Source organism: Halomonas sp. I5-271120 (assembly GCF_030553075.1).
Taxonomy (GTDB): domain Bacteria; phylum Pseudomonadota; class Gammaproteobacteria; order Pseudomonadales; family Halomonadaceae; genus Onishia; species Onishia taeanensis_A.
In genome coordinates, this window is sequence record NZ_CP130701.1 from 932,930 (window position 1) to 958,005 (window position 25,076).

Annotated in this window: 17 protein-coding genes; 12 read left to right on the forward strand and 5 right to left on the reverse strand. The window is 62.6% G+C overall.

Features of this window, described 5'->3' with window-relative positions; genetic code table 11:
• The first annotated feature begins 32 nt into the window (after positions 1–32).
• The 3 genes from Q2K57_RS04110 (at position 33) to Q2K57_RS04120 (ending at position 4,772) form a co-directional block, all read left to right on the forward strand.
• Complete coding sequence (locus tag Q2K57_RS04110; protein ID WP_112053632.1) at positions 33–911, forward strand: AEC family transporter; 879 nt, start codon at positions 33–35, stop codon at positions 909–911.
• A 157-nt stretch (positions 912–1,068) separates the two neighbouring features.
• Positions 1,069–2,751 (forward strand): alkaline phosphatase, encoded by a 1,683-nt coding sequence (locus Q2K57_RS04115; protein WP_112053633.1) that lies wholly within the window; start codon positions 1,069–1,071, stop codon positions 2,749–2,751.
• Positions 2,752–3,311: 560 nt separating this feature from the next.
• Positions 3,312–4,772 carry a malate:quinone oxidoreductase gene (locus tag Q2K57_RS04120; protein WP_112053635.1) on the forward strand — a complete coding sequence of 487 codons (1,461 nt, stop codon included), beginning with the start codon at positions 3,312–3,314 and terminating at the stop codon, positions 4,770–4,772.
• Between the two features lie 131 nt (positions 4,773–4,903).
• Here Q2K57_RS04120 and Q2K57_RS04125 read toward each other — a convergent pair whose 3' ends face one another.
• Positions 4,904–7,189 (reverse strand): CehA/McbA family metallohydrolase, encoded by a 2,286-nt coding sequence (locus tag Q2K57_RS04125; protein ID WP_112053636.1) that lies wholly within the window; start codon positions 7,187–7,189, stop codon positions 4,904–4,906.
• 209 nt (positions 7,190–7,398) lie between these two features.
• Here Q2K57_RS04125 and Q2K57_RS04130 point away from each other — a divergent pair, with 209 nt between their 5' ends.
• Complete coding sequence (locus Q2K57_RS04130) at positions 7,399–8,604, forward strand: PQQ-dependent sugar dehydrogenase (protein WP_112053637.1); 1,206 nt, start codon at positions 7,399–7,401, stop codon at positions 8,602–8,604.
• A gap of 72 nt (positions 8,605–8,676) precedes the next feature.
• On the opposite strand, the gene Q2K57_RS04135 is transcribed toward Q2K57_RS04130, so the two are convergent.
• The gene (locus Q2K57_RS04135) at positions 8,677–9,783 is read right to left on the reverse strand and encodes a hybrid-cluster NAD(P)-dependent oxidoreductase (protein ID WP_112053638.1); all 1,107 of its coding nucleotides are present in this window, start codon (positions 9,781–9,783) and stop codon (positions 8,677–8,679) included.
• A gap of 316 nt (positions 9,784–10,099) precedes the next feature.
• Between Q2K57_RS04135 and Q2K57_RS04140 the strand changes: the two genes are divergently transcribed.
• The 6 genes from Q2K57_RS04140 to Q2K57_RS04165 all read left to right on the forward strand — a co-directional run bounded on the left by Q2K57_RS04140 (position 10,100) and on the right by Q2K57_RS04165 (position 16,644).
• Positions 10,100–10,546, forward strand: coding sequence for an Lrp/AsnC family transcriptional regulator (locus Q2K57_RS04140; protein ID WP_112053639.1), 447 nt, complete (start codon positions 10,100–10,102; stop codon positions 10,544–10,546).
• 439 nt (positions 10,547–10,985) lie between these two features.
• Positions 10,986–12,083: a TRAP transporter substrate-binding protein gene (locus Q2K57_RS04145; RefSeq protein ID WP_112053640.1), complete on the forward strand. Its 1,098-nt coding sequence runs from the start codon at positions 10,986–10,988 to the stop codon at positions 12,081–12,083.
• A gap of 32 nt (positions 12,084–12,115) precedes the next feature.
• The gene (locus tag Q2K57_RS04150) at positions 12,116–12,652 is read left to right on the forward strand and encodes a TRAP transporter small permease subunit (protein WP_112053641.1); all 537 of its coding nucleotides are present in this window, start codon (positions 12,116–12,118) and stop codon (positions 12,650–12,652) included.
• Between the two features lie 147 nt (positions 12,653–12,799).
• Positions 12,800–14,122: a TRAP transporter large permease subunit gene (locus Q2K57_RS04155; RefSeq protein WP_112053642.1), complete on the forward strand. Its 1,323-nt coding sequence runs from the start codon at positions 12,800–12,802 to the stop codon at positions 14,120–14,122.
• Between the two features lie 78 nt (positions 14,123–14,200).
• The gene (locus Q2K57_RS04160; protein WP_112053643.1) at positions 14,201–15,034 is read left to right on the forward strand and encodes a sulfite exporter TauE/SafE family protein; all 834 of its coding nucleotides are present in this window, start codon (positions 14,201–14,203) and stop codon (positions 15,032–15,034) included.
• An 8-nt stretch (positions 15,035–15,042) separates the two neighbouring features.
• Positions 15,043–16,644, forward strand: a complete 1,602-nt coding sequence (locus Q2K57_RS04165) for a gamma-glutamyltransferase family protein (protein ID WP_112053644.1) — start codon at positions 15,043–15,045, stop codon at positions 16,642–16,644.
• Between the two features lie 62 nt (positions 16,645–16,706).
• Here Q2K57_RS04165 and Q2K57_RS04170 read toward each other — a convergent pair whose 3' ends face one another.
• The 3 genes from Q2K57_RS04170 to Q2K57_RS04180 form a co-directional block, all read right to left on the reverse strand.
• Positions 16,707–16,961 carry a hypothetical protein gene (locus tag Q2K57_RS04170; RefSeq protein WP_112053645.1) on the reverse strand — a complete coding sequence of 85 codons (255 nt, stop codon included), beginning with the start codon at positions 16,959–16,961 and terminating at the stop codon, positions 16,707–16,709.
• A 69-nt stretch (positions 16,962–17,030) separates the two neighbouring features.
• Positions 17,031–19,949, reverse strand: coding sequence for a formate dehydrogenase subunit alpha (gene fdhF, locus Q2K57_RS04175; RefSeq protein ID WP_112053646.1), 2,919 nt, complete (start codon positions 19,947–19,949; stop codon positions 17,031–17,033).
• A gap of 16 nt (positions 19,950–19,965) precedes the next feature.
• Positions 19,966–21,684 (reverse strand): NAD(P)H-dependent oxidoreductase subunit E, encoded by a 1,719-nt coding sequence (locus tag Q2K57_RS04180; RefSeq protein WP_112053968.1) that lies wholly within the window; start codon positions 21,682–21,684, stop codon positions 19,966–19,968.
• Between the two features lie 602 nt (positions 21,685–22,286).
• Here Q2K57_RS04180 and Q2K57_RS04185 point away from each other — a divergent pair.
• The gene (locus Q2K57_RS04185) at positions 22,287–22,709 is read left to right on the forward strand and encodes a universal stress protein (protein ID WP_112053647.1); all 423 of its coding nucleotides are present in this window, start codon (positions 22,287–22,289) and stop codon (positions 22,707–22,709) included.
• Between the two features lie 50 nt (positions 22,710–22,759).
• Positions 22,760–24,427, forward strand: coding sequence for a BCCT family transporter (locus Q2K57_RS04190; RefSeq protein ID WP_112053648.1), 1,668 nt, complete (start codon positions 22,760–22,762; stop codon positions 24,425–24,427).
• Positions 24,428–25,076: the final 649 nt, after the last annotated feature.

The window sequence follows — 25,076 nt, forward strand, 5'->3', positions numbered from 1 at the left end:
CTGATATCTTCCACCGCCGACAAGGATTGCCGATGTTTGCCCAACTCTTCGCCGTGATGGCCCCTGTATTGATCGGTGCCGGTCTCGGCTTTACTTGGGTCAGGCTCGGCCACGACTTCCCGGTCCCCTTCGTCACCAAGCTGGTCTTCAACATTGGGACGCCGGCGCTGATTCTGGCCTCGCTGGCAGGTGCCGAAGTCGATGCCCAGAGTTTCACCATGACCATGCTCGGCACGCTGTTAGTGCTTGCCGTCATGGCCCTGGCGACCTTTCTGGTGGCCCCGCTGCTCGACAAGCCCTGGCAGGTGATGCTGGCGCCGATGATGTACCCCAACACCGGTAACATGGGCCTGCCTGTGGTGCTCTACGCGTTCGGCCAGTCGGCCTTCGCTTTCGCGATTGCGGTGATGGTCACGGTATCGCTGGTGCAGTTCACCTTCGGCATTGCCATGTCGAGCCGCAGCGGCCGCCCGCTGCGCACCCTGGCCCGCACTCCCGCCCTCTATGCGATCGCCGTCGCACTGACCCTGCTGCTCACCGAAACCGAGCTGCCGCTGTGGCTCGACAACACCCTGGAGCTGATCTCGGGCTTCACCGTGCCGCTGATGCTGATCACCCTGGGTGTATCGCTGGCCAATATCCGCGCCAGGAACCTCTCCGCTGGCGTCGGCTTCAGCGTGATACGCATCCCGCTCGCCGCCCTGTTGGCCTTCATCGTCGGACACCTGCTCGGCCTGCCGCCGCTCGCACAGAGCATTCTGGTCGTGCAGATGAGCATGCCCGTCGCGGTGTTCAACTATCTGTTCGCCCAACGCTCGGGCCGAGAGCCTGAATACGTGGCGAGCCTGGTGTTCTGCTCGACGCTGCTGGCCTTTATCTATCTGCCAATGCTGCTGGCCTTTCTGCTTTAGTAGCATCATGCCGAGGGCTGCAGCCGATGAGGCCTAACGAGGCGCATGCATCCCGGCAATATGCACTCTTCAACAAATGGACATGGTTCGGTCATCATCACTGCGGACAGTGGCTGTTCCCGGCATTCGCCCCGAGCAACGACCCAGGAGCCTGTCCATGTCCACGCGTCTATTCCATTTACTCCGTCGCCACCCCCTTGCAGGCAACGGCCGCTCAACGAGTGAACCTCACCCTGAGCCGGCAGTAAAAGCAGCGTCGGCTTCGCCCTTTAACCTAAGCCGCCGTCAGTTGCTCTCGCGAAGCCTGCAAGGCGCAGGGGCCGGACTGCTTGCGACTAGCGGCCTGCTCGGCGCACCGGCGATCGTCATGGCCGAAGGCCGTCGCCCGGGCATGCCCTCCGGCGTGATGAGCGGCGATGTCACGGCCGACCGGGCCATGCTGTGGAGCCAGACGGATCGTCCATCACGCATGATGATCGAACTGGCCGATAACCCTGAGATGCGCGGCGCTTTCGCCGTGCGCGGCCCGACCGCCTTGCCCACTGATGATCTGACGGCGCGCCTAGACTTGGCCGGCATCGGCCGCCATGCCAACACAGGGGGTGAAGTCTTCTACCGCGTCCGCTTTGCCGATCTAAGCGACCATCGTGCCATCAGCGAGCCGCTGGATGGGCGCTTGGTGCTGCCACCCAGTGCGCAGAAGCCGCGGGCGCTGCGTTTCGTCTGGTCCGGCGATACCGTGGGGCAGGGCTGGGGGATCAACCCGGATTTCGGCGGCCTGCGCCTGTACGACACCATGCGACGGGTGCAGCCGGATTTCTTCCTCCACTCCGGCGACACCATTTATGCCGATGGCCCACTGCAGGAGAGTGTGACCGAACATGACGGCAGTATATGGCGCAACATCGTCACCCCGGCCAAGTCCAAGGTCGCCGAGACCCTCGACGAATACCGTGGTCAGTACGCCTATAACCTGATGGACGACAACCTGCGCCGCTTCAATGCCGAGGTACCGATGTTCGCCCAGTGGGATGACCACGAGACGCTGAACAACTGGTACCCAGGAGAGATTCTCGACGACGCGCGCTATGCCGAGAAAAACGTCGACGTGCTGTCGGCCAATGCCCGCCAGGCCTTCCTCGAGTACATGCCGCTGCGCACCTCTCTTGCAGCACCGGAGCGCATTTATCGCAAGTTCAGCTTCGGGCCGAGCCTGGAGATGTTCATGCTCGACATGCGCAGCTTCCGGGGGCCCAACTCCGCCAACCGCCAGTCACAGCAAGGGCCAGAGACCGACTTTCTCGGCCGCGATCAGCTGACCTGGCTAAAGCAGTCCCTCAAGGCCAGCAATGCCACCTGGAAAGTGATCGCCTCTGATATGCCGTTGGGCATCATGGTGCGCGATGGGGATAACTTCGAGAACTCGTCGAACGGCGTCGGTCCGGTGCTGGGCCGGGAGCAAGATATCGCCGAACTGCTCAAGTACGTACGTGACGAAGGCATCGAGAACCTGGTGTGGCTAACCGCCGATGTGCACTACACCGCAGCGCACCACTACTCGCCGCAGCGCGCCGTGTTCAAGGAATTCACGCCGTTCTGGGAGTTCGTCAGCGGCCCGATTCATGCCGGCACCTATGGGCCGGGCGAGCTAGACAACACCTTTGGTCTCACGCTCGAGTTCGTGAAAGCGCCGCCGGAAGGTCGCGCTAACATGTCTCCCCGAGAAGGCTTCCAGTTCTTCGGTCAGGTAGATCTCGACCCACAGAGCGAGGCGCTTACCGTCACGCTCAAGGATATCCAGGGCGAGGCGCTCTATTCCAAGGTACTGATGCCGGCTTGATCGCTGGCTAGAGCGACCAGCCAGACAGCAAGAGGCCGCGCCTGGGCGCGGCCTCTCCTCTTACTGAACCGATGTTCCGGCTTTTGCACCAGGCGCTGACCCGGCTGCCGCTACCTTGCGCTCCAAGGTGTTGCCGTTATTCTATGAACCTAGGACGCTAAAAGCCGGTTTCGAGATACGTACTCCTTAACATCAGGGATTCCCGTCAAGTTTCGTTGATAACCGCCCTTCTCCGGCGCCGAGCTCAAGCGCCGTCAGGCATAACGGCTTAGTGGCGCAGCGTTGTTTTGATATCCCACAAAAAACGCAGAAAGGCCGACTCATGTGTGGTTGCATGGTGAGTAAGCTCCCAATTCTGCTCATAAAAAATGACATTGACCGCCAGCCCTTCCGATGCGCAAAAACTGGTCAAAAAACGCCAAAAAAACTTATCAATCAACAACTTATTGATATTCACAGCAACTTTACGCATTTCCAGCGTGGGCGCGAATCATGGTATTTTCTGATTCATTCACTCTTTTTGCCGACATTAAAACCACTCAAACAGACGGGAAAACGTAATGAAAGTGTTTATCATCGGGGCGGGCATCATGGGGACCACCTTTGCGACGCTGGCCAAAGAGATCGCTCCCGAGCTGGAAATCACCATCATAGAAAGGCTGGAACGTGCCGGAGCCGGCAACTCCTCCGCGTTCTGGAACGCAGGCACCGGCCATGAGGCGAACTGTGAGCTCAACTACACGCCAGTGGATGGAGAGGTCATTGCCGTTGAGAAAGCACTGAAAATCCACGCGCAGTTCAATGTTGCCAAGCAGTTCTGGGCGTACCTGATCAAGAAAGGCGTCATCAAAGACCCGAAAAGCTTCATTAACCAGACCAAGCATTGCACGATCGTTGCCGAACCATCGATCGAAGAACTGAAGCTTCGATTCCGCGAGATGTCCGCCCACCACTTCTTCGAAAACATGCAGTTTTCGGACGACTTTGACCAGATCAAAAGCTGGATTCCCTACACCATGGAAGGGCGTTCGCGGGATGAAAAAATGGCCGCGACCGTCATTGAAACCGGAACCGACGTCAACTTTGGCGCCTTGACGGAGCAGATGGCCGCTCACGCAGAGAATGATCTGGGTGTGAACATCGAATACGGCACTCATGTAAAACGCGTCCATAAAAGCCCATCGGGCCAATGGATAATTGAAACCGAAAATAAAGAGGGGGCTACTCAGCACCGGGCAGATGTGCTGTTTGTCGGTGCCGGTGGTGGTGCTTTCCCATTACTCAAGAAAAGTCACCTGCCGTTCCGGAGTCGATACGCCGGCTTCCCCGTTGGCGGCCGCTTTCTAAAGGCGTCGATCAGCCCAGAAGAGGCAGAGAATTATCACGCCAAGACCTATGGTAAAGCCAAAGTGGGCGCCCCCCCCATGTCCGTGCCGCACCTGGATTTGCGGGTGGTCAATGGTCAGCACTATCTATTATTCGGGCCATTCGCCTCGTTCAATCCTGTGCTCGAGAGAGGCCGGGGCGTATTCGACTACATCAAGGCGATCCGTCTGCATGATATTCCCAATCTGCTAGACGTCGCGCTTGAGAACTTTCCCCTGGTCAAATATCTGGTCTCAGAAACCTTTACGGGCAAAAAAAGCATGCTGGCACAGCTGGAAGCATTTGCGCCCGGCCTGAGCACAAAATTCGACTGGGAACCCATCCATGCTGGCCAGCGCGTTCAGATCATCAAGGATGGGGACCTGCAGATGGGTACCGAGATTGTCGTGTCTGAGGACAAGACCTACGGCACCTTGTTGGGGGCGTCACCGGGCGCATCGGTCTCCCCTGAAGTCATGTTGAGGTGCCTGGAGCAACTCATTCCGTCGATTTTCACCAAAGGCGATGGCGACAAACGCAAGCAGGAGATCTTTCCGGAAGACAGCCTGGAAACCCTGATCCACGATGCCGACCGCTACCGTGAAATCCGAGATTCGGTGAATGAAGCACTGGGAATCGTAACGTCAGTAGACTAGCGCAAGATTGCATATACCTTCTGTCCAATCAGGGGAGACCCTGAAACGCTTCGGCCAGACAGTAAGAGGCCGCGCCTGAGCGCGGCCTCTTGCCTAACAGATATCCCGGCTTTTATATCAGGCGCTGGCGATCATTCGCCGGCAGCCGACAGATAAGCCGTGCTGCCCTGACGCTTGACCCATACCGGATTGCTCCAGGCTTGGTCGCCATCGGCGTCCTCGACTTCCAGGGCAATCCAGCCGTCGATCTCGCCATCCAGCGGGAACGCCAGACTGGCCTCCTTGCCGTCGAGCTTACGGGTGGCGATGACCTCACCACCGCGGCCGACCAGGCGTGCCTCGGCCAGACCGTCCACCGCCGCGACATCGATATGCCAGGTGGCCGACTCGTCACCTGCCAGGCGCAAGGTATCGCCGAACAGCGCGTTCTGCGGATATAGCAGCGGACCCTGGGTCGCATAGCCGTGACCGTCCTTGAGGGCGCGAGCAAAAGCACGCGGCGACAGCTCGCCGGGAACTCGCGCCATCATGCGAATGCGGCCGGTCAGGTCGTTCCAGGCGTCATGGGTATCGGTACCGGCGGTAAAGTAGATCGCCGTACCGTCATCCCACAGCGCATGAGCGGTCTCGAGGGTCTTGGCGTTATCGACCTCGGCGTTGAGCTCGAGCAGGTCGAAGTTCGGCGTAAAGCCTCCCGGCACCTTGTCGTTGGAAAGATTGTTCAGGTAGCCATAGTCGTTGTACGGATGGTTCATGGGAATCACCTCGGCGCCCAGGCGACGGGCATCCTGGATGATCTCCTGCACCTCGTCGGTGCCCGGATCGACCATCAACTCACCGCCCAGGGCAATGGGGAAGGGATTCATGTGGCCCCAGGACGGCGATATTTCGATCGACGGAATGAAGGGCACGCCGCGGCTATCGGAGAGCGCCTGGAAGCGCTGGTGATTGGCCGTCGAGTCATGGTCGCTGACGAAGGTCAGATCTAGGTCGGTAGCGAGCTGGGCGCTGACTACCGTCTCGGGGGGTGTGGTGCCCTCGAGCACGTTGGCATGGTGGTGCAAGTCGGCGCCATACCAGCCACGGTCGTTGGGCTCGGCCAGGCGATCGATCTCGATGGTACGCGACACCTGCTCACCGGAATCAAGGCTCACGTCGAGGGTCTCGCCCTCGGCCGTGAAGCCCGCACCGGCGTTCACGGCCAGGCGGTACTCGCCCAGCGCCAGCGACAGCTCGGCACTGCCGGCCGGGTCCAGCGAGGTGAAGAAGGTCTGCTTGCCGAGGAACTCCACCGGCGGCTGCTGGCCCTCGAGGATGGTCAGGCGGGCATCCCGTGCCACACCGCTGCCGGTCTCGACGATATCCAACTTCAGGGTGCCCGGGCCCTTTAGCCCCTCGAAGGTCAAGGTCTGCTCGCCGTCGGCGGTCACGCTGATATCGCGGGGCTCGCTGTTGGCATGGCCAAGCCCGGTGGCATAGACCTGGTAGTCACCCGTCGGCAGGTCCATCGCGAACTGGCCGTCTTCAGCCAGGGTCCAGGCATAGGGGTGGCCCTGCTTCTCGACCATCACCAGGCCATCCTGCGGGGCCTCTCCGTCATCGTTGCTCAGGGTGCCGCTGATCCGGCCAGCGTCCTGATCCTTGCGTTCGATCTCGTTGGCCACCACTGGCGCCAAATCGCCTGTAGGCACCACCTGCAGCGCACCTTTGAAGGTGCGGCTTTCGCCCGGCGCCAGACTATGCTCAAGGTACATGTCCTGGCCTTCATAGTTGACGCGGTCGAAATACGGCGCATGCAGCGCGATCACCCAATCCCGGTCATAGGCGACCATGCGATCGGTCAGCGCCTCGTCGGCGACGGTTTCCTTGGCATCGCCAAGGCCCGGCACGCCAAACAGGAAGCCGGTGTCTGGCCACAGGGTGAAGCCGGAACGGATGGCCGTCAGGGCTTCGTCGCCGGCGTTCTCGAGCTCGGTCTCAAGCTCGATGCGGTCGCTGCCGGCCTCGAGCGTGTAGGTGGTGATCACCCAGGCATCGCCCCAGTTACGGCGCACCTGGACCACGGCTCTCTCGGGGCTGTCCTCTAGAACCGTGACCTCCTTCTCGCTGTTCGGCCAGGCCGACCAGTTGTTGGGAATGAAGTCAGCAAAGGCGACGCGATCCAGATCCAACTCACCGTCCTTGACCGCCGCCAAATCCACGAGGGTGCCGCGAGGCACACCCCAAGGCGGGCGGGACTCTACCGCCAGGGCAAAGGCCAGATGTTCGTTGGCGATGGTCAGGTCTTCGTCGGCGGTGGCCTCCCCGTCAGGAATCGAGGTAGCGCCCCGGGTCAGGCTGACGTCGGCCTGGGCGGGACCAGCAAGTCCAAGCGCCAGTCCTGCCGCCAGCCAAGTGCGTCGCGAATGCATCGTCATGGGCATGATCCTTTATTATTCCACAGCGTTATCGAATTCAAGGCAGAGGATTATCATCTATTTTATTTGATCATTCAAATTACCTGATGAGCGCCAGGTTCAACGCGGCATTTGAGCTATTCGGCGCCTATCAAGCATAGGCTGTCGCGCCAATAGCGGAGAGGCCTGCTAGGGTGAAAAAGCTCATACCGAGGAAGGGAGTTCTGCCCATGCAACGACCGATATGGCACGCCGCCTACTCGCGACTATCGACGCGGCTACCCGCAACGCTGCTGGCAGCCGCCTTACTGTCATCGCTATCGACCCAGGGGGCGACGACCATCGCCGAGGAACTGCCCGGCACCCCGCATACGCTCCGACTCGAGCACTTGGCCGAAGGCCTCGAGCGCCCCTGGTCGCTGGCCTTTTTGCCCGATGGCCGTTTTCTGGTCAGTGAGCGACCGGGGCGGTTGGCACTGATCGAGCCCGACGGCACCATCACGCACATCGAGGGGCTACCTCGCGTGGTTGCCCGCGGCCAGGGTGGGCTCTTGGATTTGGCCCTGTACCCGGACTTCGGAAATAGCGTCAACGGCAACGACGGCGAGCATGACTGGCTCTACTTCAGCTACGCCAAGGCCGGCCCCGATGGCAGCGGCACCGCAGTTGCCCGGGCGCGATTGGCCCTGGATGCCCCCGGCGGCCCTCGACTCGAGGGCGTAGAGACGATGTTTGCGCAAAACCGTTTCTCGATGCCTAACCACCACTACAGTGGGCGCCTGGCCTGGCTTGCCGATACCACGCTGCTGTTGAGCATCGGCGACCGGGGCCAGGGCGAACGGGCACAGGACGGCGCCGATCATGCCGGCAGCGTGCTGCGACTGACACCAACCGGCGAGGCGCCTGCCGACAACCCTTTCGTCGATGAGCCGGGAATGGCCGCCGAACTCTATAGCCAGGGCAATCGCAATATCCAGGGCATGACGGTGACGAGCAACGGCACCGTGTGGACAAGCGAGCATGGGCCGCGTACCGGCGATGAGATCAACCGCATCGAGGCGGGGGTGAACTACGGCTGGCCGGAGGTGACGCTGGGGCGGGACTATGCGACCAACCTGCCGATTGGTCGCGATCATGCACCGGGCATGCGCGACCCCGCCTATGTGTTCGACGGGCGCTATGCCCCATCGGGACTCGCCTGGGTGGATAGCCCGCAATTTCCGGGCTGGCAAGGGGACCTGCTGGCAGGGGGCCTTAGCAGCGAAACGCTGACGCGGCTGACGATCGACAACGGCAAGGTGTCTCGCGCCGAGGTGCTGCTCGACGGCCAGATCGGACGCATCCGCGACGTGCGCCAGGGGCCGGACGGGCTGATCTACCTGCTCAATGACCAACCCAATGGCGGGCTTTTCCGCCTGCTGCCTGACACACCCTGAAAGCCCGACCTGAAGGCACCGACCGAGCATTCCGGTGCCAGGCATTCAGTCGTGGGGTAGCGGCAGCCCACCTCAGAAGTCGACGACGACGTTGCCGGTGGGCTTGCTGCAACAGGAGAGAATATAGCCCTCGGCGACGTCCTCGTCGGTGATGCCGCCGTTGTGGTCCATCTCGACCTGCCCTGAGCTAAGCGGCACCCGGCAGGTACCGCAGATGCCCATGCCGCAGGCCTTGGGAATATGCAGGCCAAGCTTGGCGGCAGCCGCATGCACCGTTTCGCCGGGCTGCACTCGCACGCTCTTGCCGGTGGCGCTGAACTCGACGCTGTACATGTCGGCGACGTCGAGCTCTTCGGCCTGCGCCTCGGCCTGCTCGGCCAGTTCCAGCACATCTTCCTGAACGTCCAGCGGCGTGGCGCCGAAGGACTCCTCATGATAGCGGCTCATGTCGAAGCCGTTGTCGCGCAGGATACGCTTGACCGCGTTCATGTAAGGAGTGGGGCCGCAGCAGAAGATCTCACGCTCCATGAAATCCGGCGCCATCAGCTCGAGCATTTCTTGGCTCAGGTAACCGCGAAAGCCCGCCCAGGCCTCGCAGAGTTCGTCGCTGCGCTCACAGACGATATGCAACTTGAATTCGGGAATCCGCGAGAAGATGTGCGCCAACTCGCGGTGGAAGATGATGTCCTTCGGCGAGCGGGCACTGTGCACGAAGGCCAGGTCCACCGAGGCATTGGTATCAAACAGCCAGCGGGTCATCGACATCAGCGGCGTGATTCCGACCCCACCGGAGAGCATCAGCACCTTGTCGGCGGCATGATCGATGATATTGAAGTTACCAACCGGCCCATGCACCGCCAGCTCATCGCCGGCCTTCAGGTTGTCGTGTAACCAGTTGGAGACTACGCCACCCGGCAGCCTCTTGACGCTGATCGAGAAGCTGTAGGGCACCGAGGGGGAGCTCGAGATGGTGTAAGAACGCATCACCTGCTCGCCGTCGATCTCGAGCTCCAGGGTCACGAACTGTCCCGGCTTGAAGAAGTACAGCACCGGCTGCTCGGCCATGAAACAGAAGGTGCGCACGTCCCAGGTCTCCTGGATGACCTTCACGCAGCGCACCTGATGGCGCCCGTTGACCCACGTCTGCGTGGTTACCGGATTGAGAAAGTCTGACATCATAATGGTTTCTCGCTTGGACGTGCCGACAGGCGCCTCGATGGTGCCCCATGCATGAGGATATGAGGCCGTGAAGCCTTGGCTGAATTTTGCGCTACCACCAGGCTTGCCAACTTGTCTGCCGGCGACCCCGACATATCCATGGCATCCAACCGGCATACCGCTGACGGCAGTTCCCGTCGCCCTCGCATCACCAGGTGTCGCCAATGGGATGCCAGGGCTTGTAGTGGCGCCCGGAGATGGTGGTCGATCGCATGATAGGCGAGGATGCCCTTTGGATAAGCACCATCGAGACCCACGCCAGCAAAGGCCCTAGTCAATGAACACGACCGATACTGAACTGCTGAACCTGCTGATCAAGGATGGGCGCATGTCCTATGCCGATATCGCTCGCCAGTTGGGCATCTCCCGAGCGCACGCCCGCACTCGGGTTAACGCCCTGGTCGAGGAAGGTGTCATCGAGCAGTTCACCGCAGTGGTCAATCCAGAGAAGCTCGGCAAGGCCATCTCTACCTTCGTGGACCTGAGGGTGGCGCCCGCCGCGCTTCAGCAGGTGGCAGACGAGCTGTCTGCCTGCCCCGAAGTGGTCAGCCTCTATATCATGAGTGACCTGCAGAGCCTGCATATCCATACCCTGACCGACACCTACACCAGCTTCGATGCCTTCGTCCGCGAGCGTATCTTCAACCGCCCCGAGATCCTCTCGGTGGACTGCAAGAGCCTGATGTCACGGGTCAAGAACCGCCGCGGCGGCGCGCGACTCTAGCGCTTTTCGAGACGCTCCGGCCCTCCACCACTGGGCGCTTTCCCGCCTTACCGGCTTTTTTCAGCGTGCGCCCCCTGCCTATCTCGATCACCGCACATAAAGGGTGCAAGCGCCTCACAAGGGTGCCGACCTTACTTTTGCTATCTATCGCCCCCTTAGAGACAGCCGTTTGACGGATCGCCGCGTTAACGGTGCATACAAATGATCGCTTAACCGCCTAAATCTTACCTTTGTTAACTCTGAGGCGTGGTCGATTGACCCGAAATCGGCCGCCGCCGTCATCATCGAGCGAATCGACAAGCCAATATCTTACAAGATTATCTATCTGATATTTATTGATTAATCCAGAATGACAGCCGACTGGCACATGGCTTGCTGACAACTCCCGTAGAGGATTTACATTCGTCAATCTTCTTTCGCCTCATCGGGAGTTACCATCATGAGCTTCAATCGCCGCAAGTTCCTGAGCACCGCTCTGGTCTCATCCACCGCTGGCCTGGTAATGGGCGCCCCTGCCGTCGTCCGCGCCCAATCCAACCAGACCGTTCAATGGCGAATGACCAACGCCTATGGCCCTGGTTCGCCCTTCTATGTCGAAGGCCCGGGTAGCCCCACCGACTTCTGCAAGAAGGTGGAGGAGATGTCGGGCGGCCGTATGAAAATTCAGCACTTCGCCGCCGGCGAGCTGGTGCCGGCACTGGAAGGCTTCAACGCCGTGTCGGCCGGCATGGTCGAGATGAACGCCGGCAACGCCTACTTCTGGTCCGGTAGCCTGCCCGCCGCCCAGTTCTTCACCACCGTGCCCTTCGGCATGAACACCCAGGGCATGAACGCCTGGCTATATCATGGCGGCGGCCTGGAACTGTGGCACGAGCTCTACGCCAAGGTCGGACTGGTGGCCTTCCCAATGGGCAATACCGGTGTACAGATGAGTGGCTGGTTCCGCGAACCGCTGGAAAGCGTCGAGGACCTGAACGGCCTGAAGATGCGCATCCCGGGGCTCGGCGGCAAGGTCTACAGCGAGCTTGGTGTGGCCGTGCGACTGCTGCCCGGCGGCGAGATCTTCCCAGCCCTGGAGCGAGGCGTCATCGACGCCGCCGAATTCGTCGGGCCTTATCAGGACCGTCGCCTGGGCCTGCAGAAGGCCGCCAAGTACTACTACACCACCGGCTGGAGCGAGCCCACCAACGCCACCGAGCTGATGATCAACAAGCAGGCCTGGGAGGCGCTGCCCTCCGACCTGCAGGCGATCGTCAAGACTGCAGCCATGGCCTGCAACATCGAGAGTCAGGCCTGGTGCGAGTCGGTCAACGCCGAAGCCCTGAACGATCTGGTGGAAAACGAGGGCGTGATCGCCCAGCCGCTGCCCGGCGACATCATCAGCCGGCTGCGCGAAGTCACCGCCGATACCTTATCCGACATGGCGGCGGCGGATGCCGACACCCAGAAGGTCTATGACTCCTTCATGGGCTTTCGTGCCAAGCATCGCGAGTGGGAAGCCATCAGTGAGAAAGCCTTCCTCGACCTGCCGAGCTGATTCTGACTGCATTTCTGACCGGAGGTCTATCCATGGCGTCGCTCATCGAAACCATCGAGCACGGCATCGGCATCCTCGGCGGCTTTGCCCGACTCTGCCTGCTGGCACTGGTCGGGCTGGTCGCCACCGATGTGCTGCTGCGCTACTTCTTTTCCATCAGCCCGGTGGGGCTGCAGGAACTGGAGTGGCACCTGCTCTCACCGATTGCCCTGCTGGGAATTTCCTACGCGCTCAAACACCGCGCCGACGTGCGGGTGGACGTGATCTACGACCGCCTTCCCGACGGCGGCAAGCAGCTGATCGACCTGATCAGCGGCATGTTGACCGTAGTGATCGCGCTGGCGATCGTCTGGCTGTCCTGGCCCTATGTGATGCAATCCTTTCAGTTGGGAGAAGGCTCACCGGACCCGGGCGGACTGCCCTACCGCTATCTGCTCAAGGCCTTCATTCCCCTGGGCTTCGCGGCTCTGGCGCTGCAGGGGCTTGCCGATCTGCTGCGAGCGGCACTGGCCCTGAGCGGCGCCCCGGTGCCGGCCTCGCCAACCGCCCCGGATCAGCCCAGCGCCTGATTAAGGCAGATCCTGAAGACGGTCACGACCGACGTTGCGGACCAAAACCAGGCACCGCCTGCGGGCGCAACGGCCAGGCGGCCGGCTGCCCCGCCCTCCTTGTCGCCGAGCTCACTCGGCCCCGTTTCTCTGTGGAGTATGTTTGCAATGGCAAATGAATGGCTACTGATCGGCATGATCGGCAGCTTCCTGGCCATGATGCTGATTGGCATCCCTGTGGCCATTTCGCTGGCCGTGTCCGGCTTCGTTGCTGGCCTGCTGGGCTTCGGGCCGATGCTCTTCGGCCTGCTGCCCCAGCGCCTCTACGGTGTGGTGTCCAACTACACCCTGATGGCCATACCGCTGTTCGTGTTCATGGGCGTGATGCTCGAGAAGTCCCGGGTCGCCGAGGCCATGCTCGATACCATCGGCTACGCCATGGGGCGCCTCAACGGCGGCATGGGGATCGCCATCGTGCTGGTCGGGGTGCTGATGGGGGCCTCCACCGGCATCGTCGGCGCTACCGTCGTGACCGTGGGCATGCTGACCCTGCCGACCCTGCTTCGCCGGGGCTATGCGCCGAGCGTGGCCTGCGGAGCGATCTGCGCCTCAGGCACCCTGGGCCAGATCATCCCGCCGAGCCTGGTGCTGATTCTCTTGTCGCAGATCGTCGGTGAATCGGTGGGCGCACTGTTCGCGGCTGCCTTCATCCCGGGCCTGGTGATCGCGCTGACCTACATGCTGTATCTCGCCGTCCTCGGCTGGGTGCGGCCGGACTGGGTACCGGCGGTTCCCGCTGCCGAACGCGCCACCATCTCCCGGCGCCAGCTCTATCGCGACCTGATGGCCACGGTACTACCGCCGCTGGGGCTGGTGGTGGCCGTGCTCGGCTCCATCGTCGGCGGCGTGGCAGCCCCTACCGAGGCTGCCGCCATGGGAGCCCTGGGCAGCCTGCTGATCGCGCTGCTGGGCCGCAAGCTGAACCTCGCCACCCTCAAGGCGACCCTGCACGGCACCTTGACCATCACTGCCATGGTCTACTTCATTCTGCTGTTCGCGCAGGTATTCTCACTATCTTTCCGCGGGCTCGGCGGTGAGCAGATGGTGCACGACCTGTTCAACATGCTCCCCGGCGGCGAAATCGGGGCGCTGCTGTTCCTGATGCTGATTCTGTTCGTGCTGGGCTTCTTCCTGGAATGGATCGAGATTTCCTACATCGCCCTGCCGATGTTCCTGCCGGTATTCATCGGTTATGGCACCGATATGGTGTGGCTGGCGATTCTGGTGGCCATGAACCTGCAGATGTCTTTCTTGACCCCGCCCTTCGGCTGGGCGCTGTTCTTCCTCAAGGGGGTGGCGCCGCCGGAGGTCTCGACACGCGATATCTACGTGGGGGTTGTGCCTTTCGTCGGGCTGCAAGTCCTTGCCGTTGCGCTGGTATTCTTGTTCCCAGGCATTGCTACCTGGCTACCCCAGGCAATCGGCTGGTAGCCGTCATCCATCAGCGCGGGGCGCCGTGGCTACCCGCGTCATGACACATCGATAATCACTGAATTAGGAAACCACGCCATGGAACTGCTGGATTCGTCATCGCTGACCGGGATCCTTGGACTGATCGCGGCCCTGCTCGCGACAGGTGCCGTTGCCGGGATAATGGCCGGCCTGCTCGGGGTCGGCGGTGGCATCGTCATCGTGCCGGTGCTCTTCCATCTGTTCAGCCTGCTGGGCGTCGACGAAGGAGTGCGCATGCATCTGGCGGTAGGCACCTCGCTTGCCACTATCATCCCCACCTCGATCATGTCGGCCCGCGCCCACCGCCAGAAGGGCAGCCTCGATGCCAGCGTGATCAAGCGCTTGATCCCCGGCGTGGTGGTCGGCGTGCTGCTGGGCGGCATCGCCAGTCAATTCCTGAGCGGCGAGGCGCTGACTGGCCTCTTTGCCACCATCGCCCTGCTGGTCGCCGCCAACATGTTCCGTCGCAACACCCGCATCATTCGTGACGGCATGCCCGGTCCCCTGGGCAGTAGCCTGATCGGCGCAGTGATCGGCGGCATCTCGACGCTGATGGGCATCGGTGGCGGTACCCTGAGCGTGCCGACCCTGAGTGCGCTCAACACGCCGATCCGTGTCGCGGTGGGCACCGGCGCCGCGCTGGGCCTGGTGATCAGCATTCCTGGCACCCTGAGCTTCATGTTCAGCGGCCTGGGCGCGCCCGACCGGTTGCCGGGCTCGATCGGCTACGTCAATCTGCTGGGCTTCGCGGCCATCGTCCCGATGACCATGCTCTGTGCCCCCCTGGGGGCCAGGCTCGCCCACGCCATTGATCCGGCCCTGCTCAAGCGGCTGTTCGCTGTCTTCCTGCTCGCCACTGCGGTGCGCATGTATATCGACCTTTTCTCCTGAGGCGTCCCATGCAACACACCACCCGTGCTTATGGCGGCATGACCGTCGCCCCCCACCACCTGGCGGCCCAGGCCGGCCGCGACATCCTCCGCGAGGGCGGCAACGCCGTCGAGGCGATGGTCGCCATGGCGTCGACCATCGCCGTTGCCTACCCCCATATGAACGGTATCGGTGGCGACGGCTTCTGGTTGATTCATGAACCCGGCAAACCGCCGCTGGCCATCGATGCCAGTGGCCCGGCGGCAGGCCTTGCCACCCGCACCTTCTACGCCGAGCAGGGCTACGACGCGGCGCAAGGCATACCCACTCGCGGGCCGCTCGCCGCGCTGACCGTGGCCGGCACCCTGGGTGGCTGGCAGGTGGCGCTCGATCAGGCCGCTGCCTGGGGCCCCACCCTGCCGCTGTCACGCCTGCTCGAGGCGGCCATCGGCCATGGTCGGGAAGGCGTCGCGGTGAGCGACAGCCAAACCGCGCTCACCGCCAAGCATCTGGCGGCCCTCGGGGCGGCGCCAGGCTTCGCCGAGACGTATCTCGACGCCGGCCAGGCACCCGCCACCGGCTCTCGGCTGCGTCAGTCACGGCTTGCCGACACCCTCGAGCACCTGACCCGCGCCGGGCTCGACGACGCCTACCGAGGTGAGCTCGCCGCCAGCATGGCCGCAGATCTCGAGGCGCTGGGCAGCCCGCTGCGCCGCGATGATTTCAATCGCTATCATGCCCAGGCCGTTACCCCACTCGAAGTCAGGCTCAAGGATGCCCGTGTCTTCAATCTGCCGCCGCCCACGCAAGGCCTGGCCACGCTGATGACGCTGGGCGTCTTCGAGCGCCTGGGCATCAACGAGGGCGAAGGCTTTGCCCATCTGCACGGTCTGGTAGAAGCCACCAAGCGAGCCTTCATGGCCCGCGACACCACGGTTACCGACCCCGGCCGGCTGCCCAAAGATCCGGCGAGCTGGCTCACGCCCGAGGCCCTGGATCGGGAAGCCGCACAGATCAAGGCGCAGCGCGCCCTGCCCTGGCCCTACGAACCCGCCGAAGGCGATACCATCTGGATGGCCGCCGCCGATCATCAGGGGCGGATGGTCAGCTTCATCCAAAGCGTCTATTGGGAGTTCGGCAGCGGCATAGTCCTGCCGCAAAGCGGGGTGATGTGGCAGAACCGCGGCATCAGCTTTTCGCTGGACCCGCAGGCACTACAGACGCTGGAGCCCTATCGCCAGCCCTTCCATACCCTGAACCCGTCGCTTGCTCGCTTCGACGACGGCCGGGTGATGAGCTTCGGTACCATGGGCGGCGAGGGCCAGCCCCAGACTCAGGCAGCCATCTACAGCCGCTATGCCCACTTCGGTGAGGACCTGCAACAGGCGATCAGCGCCCCGCGCTGGCTGCTGGGCCGCACTTGGGGTGAAGCCAGCACCGGGCTCAAGCTCGAGAACCGCTTCCCGGCACCACTGGTAGAGGCGCTCAAGGCCGCTGGCCACGACGTCACGGTACTGAACGAGGCGTTCAGCGACACCATGGGGCACGCTGGTGCTATCGTTCGCCACCCCGACGGTCTACTGGAAGGTGCCCACGACCCGCGCAGCGACGGTGGCGCAGCCTCGCTATAAGCGCCGGCAGCGGGTGCCTGAAAAGCAGCCACCCGCTAGCCTGTTCAACGACAAGGGCCCGCTCAGGACGAGCGTGGCAGTTCGAATGCCGGCAGCAGGTGGGCTTCGATCGCCCGGCGCACCGAGGGCAACATCACATCGGTGTGTGACATCAGTTCCGAGACCGTATACTCGAGGTCGGGTACATCGGTCTCGAGGTACTTGCGACGGGCCATCCGCGCGCAGGTTTCCGGACAGGCGCCCTCAGGAATCAGCACGCCAAGCCCCACCAGTTTGTTACGGAAATCATCCCCATCGATCAGATCGACGATCATCATGGCGGTTTCCTCCAGTCTCATGTCGTGTCGTTGTTATCAACCCATCCCTGCTACCGCTTGGTCGCCGACTCAAGGCGTCGCTAGCGGTTCCTCAACCGACGCCCCAGTTGGTGCCTCGGCCGCTGTCAGCCGACAGGCAGCGTACTTGAACTCGGGAATCTTGCCGAACGGGTCCAGCGCCGGGTTGGTCAGCATATTGGCGGCGGCCTCGGCGTAGCAGAAAGGCATGAAGACCATGCCTTCGGCCATCAACGGATCGACCCGCACCTTCAAGGTGATGCTGCCTCGCCGAGTGGCGATCTGCATCCACTCGCCGGCTTCGAGACCAAGGCGGCGCAGCTCGCCGGGGGCGACACTAGCTGCCGCTTCAGGCTCGAGGGCATCGAGCACGAGGGAGCGCCGGGTCATCGAACCGGTATGCCAGTGTTCCAGCTGGCGGCCGGTGGTCAGCACCGTCGGGTAGTCACGGTCGATCTGCTCATCCGGCGGCAGCGGCAGCGTCGGCGAGAAACGAGCCCGGCCCGAGGCCGTCGGGAAGGCATCGCCGAATACCACGTCCGCCCCCGGGGCATCGTCCGCCGGGCAGGGATAAGTGACCGAAGCCTCCCGCTCCAGCCGTTCCCAGGAGATGTGGTCGAGTGATGCCATGCCTTCTTTCATCTCGGCGAAGACCTCGCGGGGATGCGCGTAGTCCCAGGGCAGCCCGAAGCGCTTGGCGATCTCCTGAATGATCCACCAGTCGGGCCGGGCATCGCCGGGCAGCGGAACGGCCTGACGGCCCAGCTGCACCTGGCGGTTGGTGTTGGTCACGCTGCCGTCCTTCTCCGGCCAGGCGGAAGCCGGCAGGATGACGTCGGCGAACTGAGCGGTCTCGGTGACGAACAGATCCTGTACAACGAGATGCTCGAGCTTGCCCAGCGCCGCGCGCGCATGGTCGAGGTCCGGGTCGGACATCGCCGGGTTCTCACCCTGGATGTACATGCCCTTGATGGTGCCCGCGGCGATGGCGTCCATGATCTCGACGACGGTGAGACCCGGCTGATCGTCTAGGTCGGTGTTCCACAGTTCCTCGAAGGCGGCCCGCACCTGGGCGTCGCCCACTGGCTGATAGTCGGGCAGCACCATCGGAATCAGGCCGGCGTCCGAGGCGCCCTGGACGTTGTTCTGGCCACGTAGCGGATGCAGACCGGTGCCCGGCCGGCCGGTATGGCCACAGGCCAGGGCCAGCGAGATCAGACAGCGCGCGTTGTCGGTGCCATGCACATGCTGGGAGATCCCCATGCCCCAGAAGATCATCGCTCGCTCGGCGGTGGCGTACTCCCGCGCCACGGCGCGAATCTCGTCGGCGGGCACGCCGCAGCTCTCGGCCATGGCCTCCGGCGTCAGGTGGCGAACGTGTTCCTTGAGCGCTTCGAAGCCCTCGGTATGCTCGCGAATGTAGTCCGCGTCATAGAGCTCTTCGCTGACAATCACGTTGAGCATGGCATTGAACAGCGAGACGTCGCTGCCCGGCGTGAAACGCAGGGTTTGATGCGCATAGGCGCCCAACGCCTGGCCCTTGGGATCGAGAATGATGATCTTGGTGCCGCGCTTGGCCGCCTGCTTGAAGAAGGTCGCGGCCACCGGATGGTTCACGGCCGGGTTGCAGCCGGTGAGGATCACCACATCGGCCTCGGCGGCCTGCATGAACGACGCCGTCACGGCGCCTGAGCCGATGCATTCCATCAGCGCCGCGACAGAGCTTGCATGACACAGACGGGTGCAGTGATCGACGTGGTTGGAACCAAAGCCGGTGCGTACCAGCTTCTGGAACAGCCAGGCCTCTTCATTGGAACACTTGGCGCTGCCGAAGCCGGCCAGAGAGTTGGGGCCGTGGTCGGCCTTGAGGCCCTTGAGGCCTTCAGCGGCAACCTCGAGCGCCTCATCCCAGCTGGCCTCGCGGAAATGGCTGCTCGGGTCAGCCGGATCGAAGCTGGGATCGACGCCCTTGGGCGCGCCGGGCTTGCGGATCAGCGGGCGCGTCAGCCGCGAGGCGTGACGCGGATAGTCGAACCCGAAGCGGCCCTTGACGCACAGCCGGTTATGGTTGGACGGCCCATCGCGGCCTTCGACGAAGAGGATTTCTTCGTCCTTGATGTGATAGGTCAACTGACAGCCAACGCCACAGTAGGGGCACACCGAATCGACTTGGCTATCGGCGGCCGCCGAATCGCCACGGCCCGCCTCGTCGATCAAGGTGGCCGGCATCAGCGCACCGGTCGGACAGGCCTGGACGCATTCGCCGCAGGCCACGCAGGTGCTATCGCCCATGGGGTCGTCGAAGTCGAAGACGATCTTCGCGGCCGCTCCTCGGTTCGCCAAGCCGATGACGTCATTGACCTGGACCTCGCGACAGGCACGCACGCAGAGGTTGCACTCGATGCAGGCATCGAGGTTGACGTTCATGGCACTGTGCGACGCATCGTGATTGCGAGCGCCGTCCTGCCCTACCGCACGCGACTCTACATAACGGGCTTCGACATGATGCACGGTGGGCGCCTCGCGCTCCTCGCGCCGGGGTAGCCAAGCGCGCACGGCAGTGGCATCGACGGCCAGGGCATCAGCCATGTCCCAGAAATGGCTCGAGCGGTCGGGACCGGCGTCGCGGTCCGGCTGGTCGACGGCGAGCAGCTCCAATACGCCTTCACGGGCGATGCGAGCCCGCTCGGAGCCGGCACTATGCACCACCATGCCGGGCCGGGCCTCGCGCAGGCAACTGGCGGCCAGCGCCCGCTCGCCCTCGATCTCGACCATGCAGGCGCGGCAGTTGCCATCGGCGCGATAGCCGGCGGCATCCTTGAAGCACAGGTGGGGAATCGTCTCGCCGGCCCGCTTGGCCACCTGCCACAGGCTTTCGCCGCAATAGGCGGTCACCTCGGTGCCATCGAGGATCAGAGTAAAGGCGTCGGCTGCGGTCTGCGTCTGGTTCTGGCTCTGGTTATGAGTCATCTTCGCTCTCCTGGCCTCAGCCCTTGATGATGATCTGCTGGGCCGCGAGCGGCTCACGGAAGTCCTTGAGCAAACCAAGGACGGGATTGGGCGCGGCCTGGCCGAGCCCGCAAATCGAGGCGTCCATCATCACCGTCGCCAGGCGCTGCAGTGCCTCGGCATCCCAGGCCTCGCGCTCGAGCAGCGTCAGCATCTTTTCGGTGCCGACCCGGCAAGGGGTGCACTGGCCGCAGGACTCGTCGGCGAAGAAGGCCAGTAGGTTGGTGGCCACCGCCCGCAGGTCATCCTGATCCGAGAGCACCACCACCGCCGCAGAGCCAATAAAGCAGCCTTCGGCCTGCAGGGTGTCGAAGTCCAGGGGAATGTCCGCCTTGCTTGCCGGCAGGATACCGCCGGAGGCGCCACCGGGCAGGTAACCGGCCAGGGTGTGGCCCTCCTGCATGCCGTTGCAATACTCCTCGATCAGCTCGGCAAGGGTAATGCCCGCCGGGGCCAGATGGACGCCCGGGCGCTTGACCCGCCCGGACACCGAGAAGCTGCGCAGTCCCTTGCGTCCATGGCGCCCATGACCGGCGAACCAGTCGGCACCGCGCTGGTGGATAAGCGGAATCCAGTAAACGGTCTCGACGTTGTTGACCAGGGTCGGACGATCGAACAGGCCTCGCTGCGCGACGAAGGGCGGGCGATGGCGGGGCTTGCCCGGCTTGCCCTCCAGCGACTCGATCATCGCCGACTCCTCACCACAGATATAGGCCCCGGCGCCGCGCCGCATCACCACATAGCCGGGCTCGACGAGTCCGGCGGCCTCGAGTTCAGCAATCGCCTCGTGCAGTACCCGATGCAGGCCCGGGTATTCGTCGCGCAGATAGATGTAGAGCGCGCTGGCCTCGACCGCCCAGGCACTGATCAGCGCCCCTTCGAGGAAACGGTGCGGAGCATTCTCCAGGTAGTGGCGATCCTTGAAGGTACCGGGCTCACCCTCGTCGGCGTTGATCGCACAGTAGCGCGGTCCCGCTTCCTGGCGCACGAAGTACCATTTCTTGAAGGTCGGGAAGCCCGCACCGCCGAGCCCGCGCAGGTTGGCGCGCTCGAGCTCTTCCGTCAGCGCCTCGACGGTCACCGCACCGGCACGGCACTGGGTAAGCAGTTCATAGCCGCCTTCGCACCGGTAATCTTCGAGCCGCTGCCAGTCGAGCGTTTCGGGGTGGAAATGGCCGGTGTCGATCACCGCTTCGACCGCCTCCTGGGTCGCATGATTGACGTGACGATGACCCACTTCGACCACCGGCGCCATCTCGCAGCGGCCCATGCAGGGCGCGCGCAGCACGCGGACCTCTTCCGGATCCGCGCCGGCCGTAAGCGCCTGCTTCAAGGCATCGGCGCCGGCCAGCTGACAAGACAGGGAGTCGCAGACCCGCACCGTCACCGCCGGGGGTGGCGCTTGATCGTCGTGGATCACATCGAAGTGGGCATAGAAGGTGGCGGTTTCATAAACGGCCGCCATCGGCAGGTTCATGTAGGCCGCCAGAGCGCGCAGCATAGGTAGCGCCAGGTGGCCGTGGGCGTCCTGGAGCACATGCAGGTGCTCGATGAGGAGGTCGCGACGGGCAAGCTCGGGGTGCTTGCGCTCATCGCCGAGGCGCTCGCGGAGCGCTATCAGGAGGTCGGTCTCAAGCTCGCGGCCGCGGGGCTGACCGCGAAAACGGCGAGTGGGCGTCAGGGTCTGAACGGTCATGGCGGGCTCGTTATTGTGATGATCGCGCTCTTGCATATGGCGCTTTGCTGCCATGGTGGCACCGGCCACAAACGCCGACAATAACCACATTCACGCTTGAGAGCACTTAGCTATGTGCGTGTCGCTCTCGGCTACGTGGATCCCGGCAACGAAATACGAATACCTCCATTCCGGTTGCTCTTCTAACGCCACGCCCTACGACACGTCCAGCCAACTGCACAGCCACATGCAGCGCGGCCAGGCCTGTCACGGCCAGAAAGCTAGACAGCGTGGCACGCATCGACATGGCCCTCGATCATCACTTTACCCGCTTATTGCCTTGCGACCATCGGGCGATTGCGTCCGTTTGCAGCCTAGCTAATCTTGAGTCGCGTATCGTCATTCCGGCAGCCGGCCTTGCCTTCTGTCCTGTGGCGGTCCCGGTCCCTCTTCACTTTTTGCCCTTCGAGTTCTGCCTCAGCGTTGACAGGGCAGTTGATGCCGGAGGATGAGCCGGCACTGGCAATTCGCCTGGCAAATCCTCACACTAGCGGTGTCTTTCAGGACAACAGATCGTGACGTAGAGGTACAGCAACTAACAAAACCCTCATGGAGTCTCGAATATGTTCAAGAAAATTATGGTCCCCGTGGACCTGGCACATACAGAACTCTTGAAGCCCTCTCTCGATCTTGCGGCAGATATCGCCAAGCTGTATCAGGCCGATACCTGCTACATCAGCGTAACGGCCAACACGCCAAGTTCGCTGGCCAAGACGCCTGAAGAGTATGCGCAAAAGCTCGAGGCATTCGCCAAGGAGCAGGGCCAATTGCATGGCCAAAAGGTCAGCTCCAAGGTCATTACCTCTCCCGACCCGGTTGCCGACATGGATGACGCCATCCTGCAGGCTATCGATGACACGGACGCAGATCTGGTCATCATGACCACGCATCTGCCTAGGCGGCTGGACATCGTCATGCCGTCCAACGGCAGCAAGGTCGCCTCTCATACCGACGTATCCGTGTTCCTGGTCCGGCATAGCGACTGACGGCCTACACAAGAAGACACCCTTTCGTTTCACCAGACGGAGACTTCCCTGTGGAAAAAAACTCCCCAAACGCTAACAGTGACAAGGACGCCCCTGTCTCTGATGGCGTGCCAGCGCCGGAAGGACCGGCGAACCTGATCGATACCGATTACGTGATCGGTCAGGATAACGTCACCACGCGCAAGTTCGGCCTGGATGTCGACCTGCATGGCAAGGTGTTCACCATCTCGTCATTGTTGGTTCTGTTTTTCGTCTTCATCACCTTGGCCCTTCAGGATGAAGTCGAGCCGATCTTCAATGCGATCTTCTCGTTCCTGACCGGCAACCTCTCCTGGTTCTTCCTGCTGGCGGCTAATATCTTCGTGATTCTGGCCGTGGCCCTGATCTTCACGCCCATGGGCAAGGTCAGGATCGGTGGTGCGCACGCCAAGCCAGACTTCAGCTATCTGGGCTGGTTCGCGATGCTATTCGCCGCCGGCATGGGTATCGGCCTGATGTTCTACGGTGTCTCGGAGCCCCTGACCCACTTCGGTACCGCTCTTGGCGGCACCAGCATGGAGAATGGCGTCAGGACCGACTGGGCACCGCTGGGCGCCGCTGCTGGCAATCAGGATGCCGCCATGTCACTGGCCATGGCAGCCACCATTTTCCACTGGGGCCTGCACCCCTGGGGCATCTACGCGGTCGTGGCCTTGGCACTGGCGCTGTTCTCCTTCAACAAGGGCCTGCCGCTGACCATGCGCTCGATCTTCTACCCGGTTCTGGGTGAGCGGATCTGGGGCTGGCCGGGGCATTTGATCGATATCCTGGCCGTTTTTGCCACCCTGTTCGGTCTGGCAACCTCGTTGGGCCTGGGTGCCTCACAGGCAGCTGCGGGTCTCAGCTATCTGTTCGATATTCCCAACAACAACGTGACCATGGTACTGCTGATCATTGGCATCAGCGCAGTGGCACTGCTGTCGGTCCTTGCCGGCGTCGACAAGGGCGTGCAGCGCCTTTCCCAGCTCAACATGGTGCTGGCCTTCCTGCTGCTGGCGTTCGTGATTGCCGTCGGCCCGACCCTTGCGATCGCCACCGGCTTCTTCAAGAACCTGGGCTCCTACCTGGCGGACTTGCCCGCCCTGTCCATGCCCTTCGGACGTGAAGATGCCAACTTCAGTCAGGGTTGGACCGCCTTCTACTGGGCCTGGTGGATCTCCTGGTCACCGTTCGTGGGTATGTTCATCGCCCGCGTCAGCCGTGGCCGCACCGTACGTGAGTTCCTGATTGCCGTGCTGCTGGTACCCACGCTGGTATCGGTACTGTGGATGACCGCCTTCGGCACCACCGCCATCGATCAGGTGATTAACGACAACTTCCAGGGCGTCAAGGACGCAGCCCTCGAGCTGCAGCTGTTCGTGATGCTGGGCCAACTGCCGCTGACGCAGATCACCTCCTTCGTGGGTATCGTGTTGGTGATGGTGTTCTTCATCACCTCCTCGGACTCCGGCTCGCTGGTCATCGACTCCATTACCGCCGGCGGTAAGGTCGATGCACCCAAGCCCCAGCGCATGTTCTGGGCCATCATCGAGGGCGTGATCGCCATCGCGCTACTGCTGGGTGGCGGCCTGACGGCCCTCCAGACGGCGGTTATCACCACCGGCCTGCCGTTCACGCTGGTACTGCTGGTGGCCTGCTACGCCATCGTCAAGGGGCTGCTCTCCGAACCCCGGAGCTAAGCCATCTGTCATCCGGCCTTGGCCGGATGACGCTATGCACAAAAACGCCACAGGCGGTCCTTCGGATCGTCTGTGGCGTTTTGTTTGGATCATACTAATCGTCGGCTGTTGCCGCCGATGATAGGCAAGTCAGCGTTGCAGACTATCGAGCGGCGCCGCTGCCCGACAGCGAGCCCTTACTCCACTAGCCTTCCCCATCGGCATTTGCCCTGAGCCCCGCGGCATCTCTAGCCCAATAGGTTCTTCTGATAAAGCATTTATTAACTTAGCTTTTTTGCGGCCAAGGGCCGCAAAAAGCCAAGCGTTGAAGAGCCACTGGAAATTCGGTGAGCATATGCCCAGACTATGAGGCGCTTACAGCGACACCAAGGAACTACAACCACTTATAAACCGCTGGAGTCACCAAGATGCTCGATAAGATCATGGTCCCCGTGGATCTCGCCCACCTCGATGTCAGTGAGCCATCACTGCGGGGTCGTTGACCCGCCGCCGCACGACGAGGCAGAGGGCAGTGGGATAGCGTCACCGCCGACACGCCCAGATTCGTGGCGCACACCCCGGAAGCGTTCGCTCAGCAGCGTGAAGCCTTCGCGAAGACGCGGGCCAGACTCCACGGCCAGTCGGCCCCTACACCAGCGTTAGCCCCAAT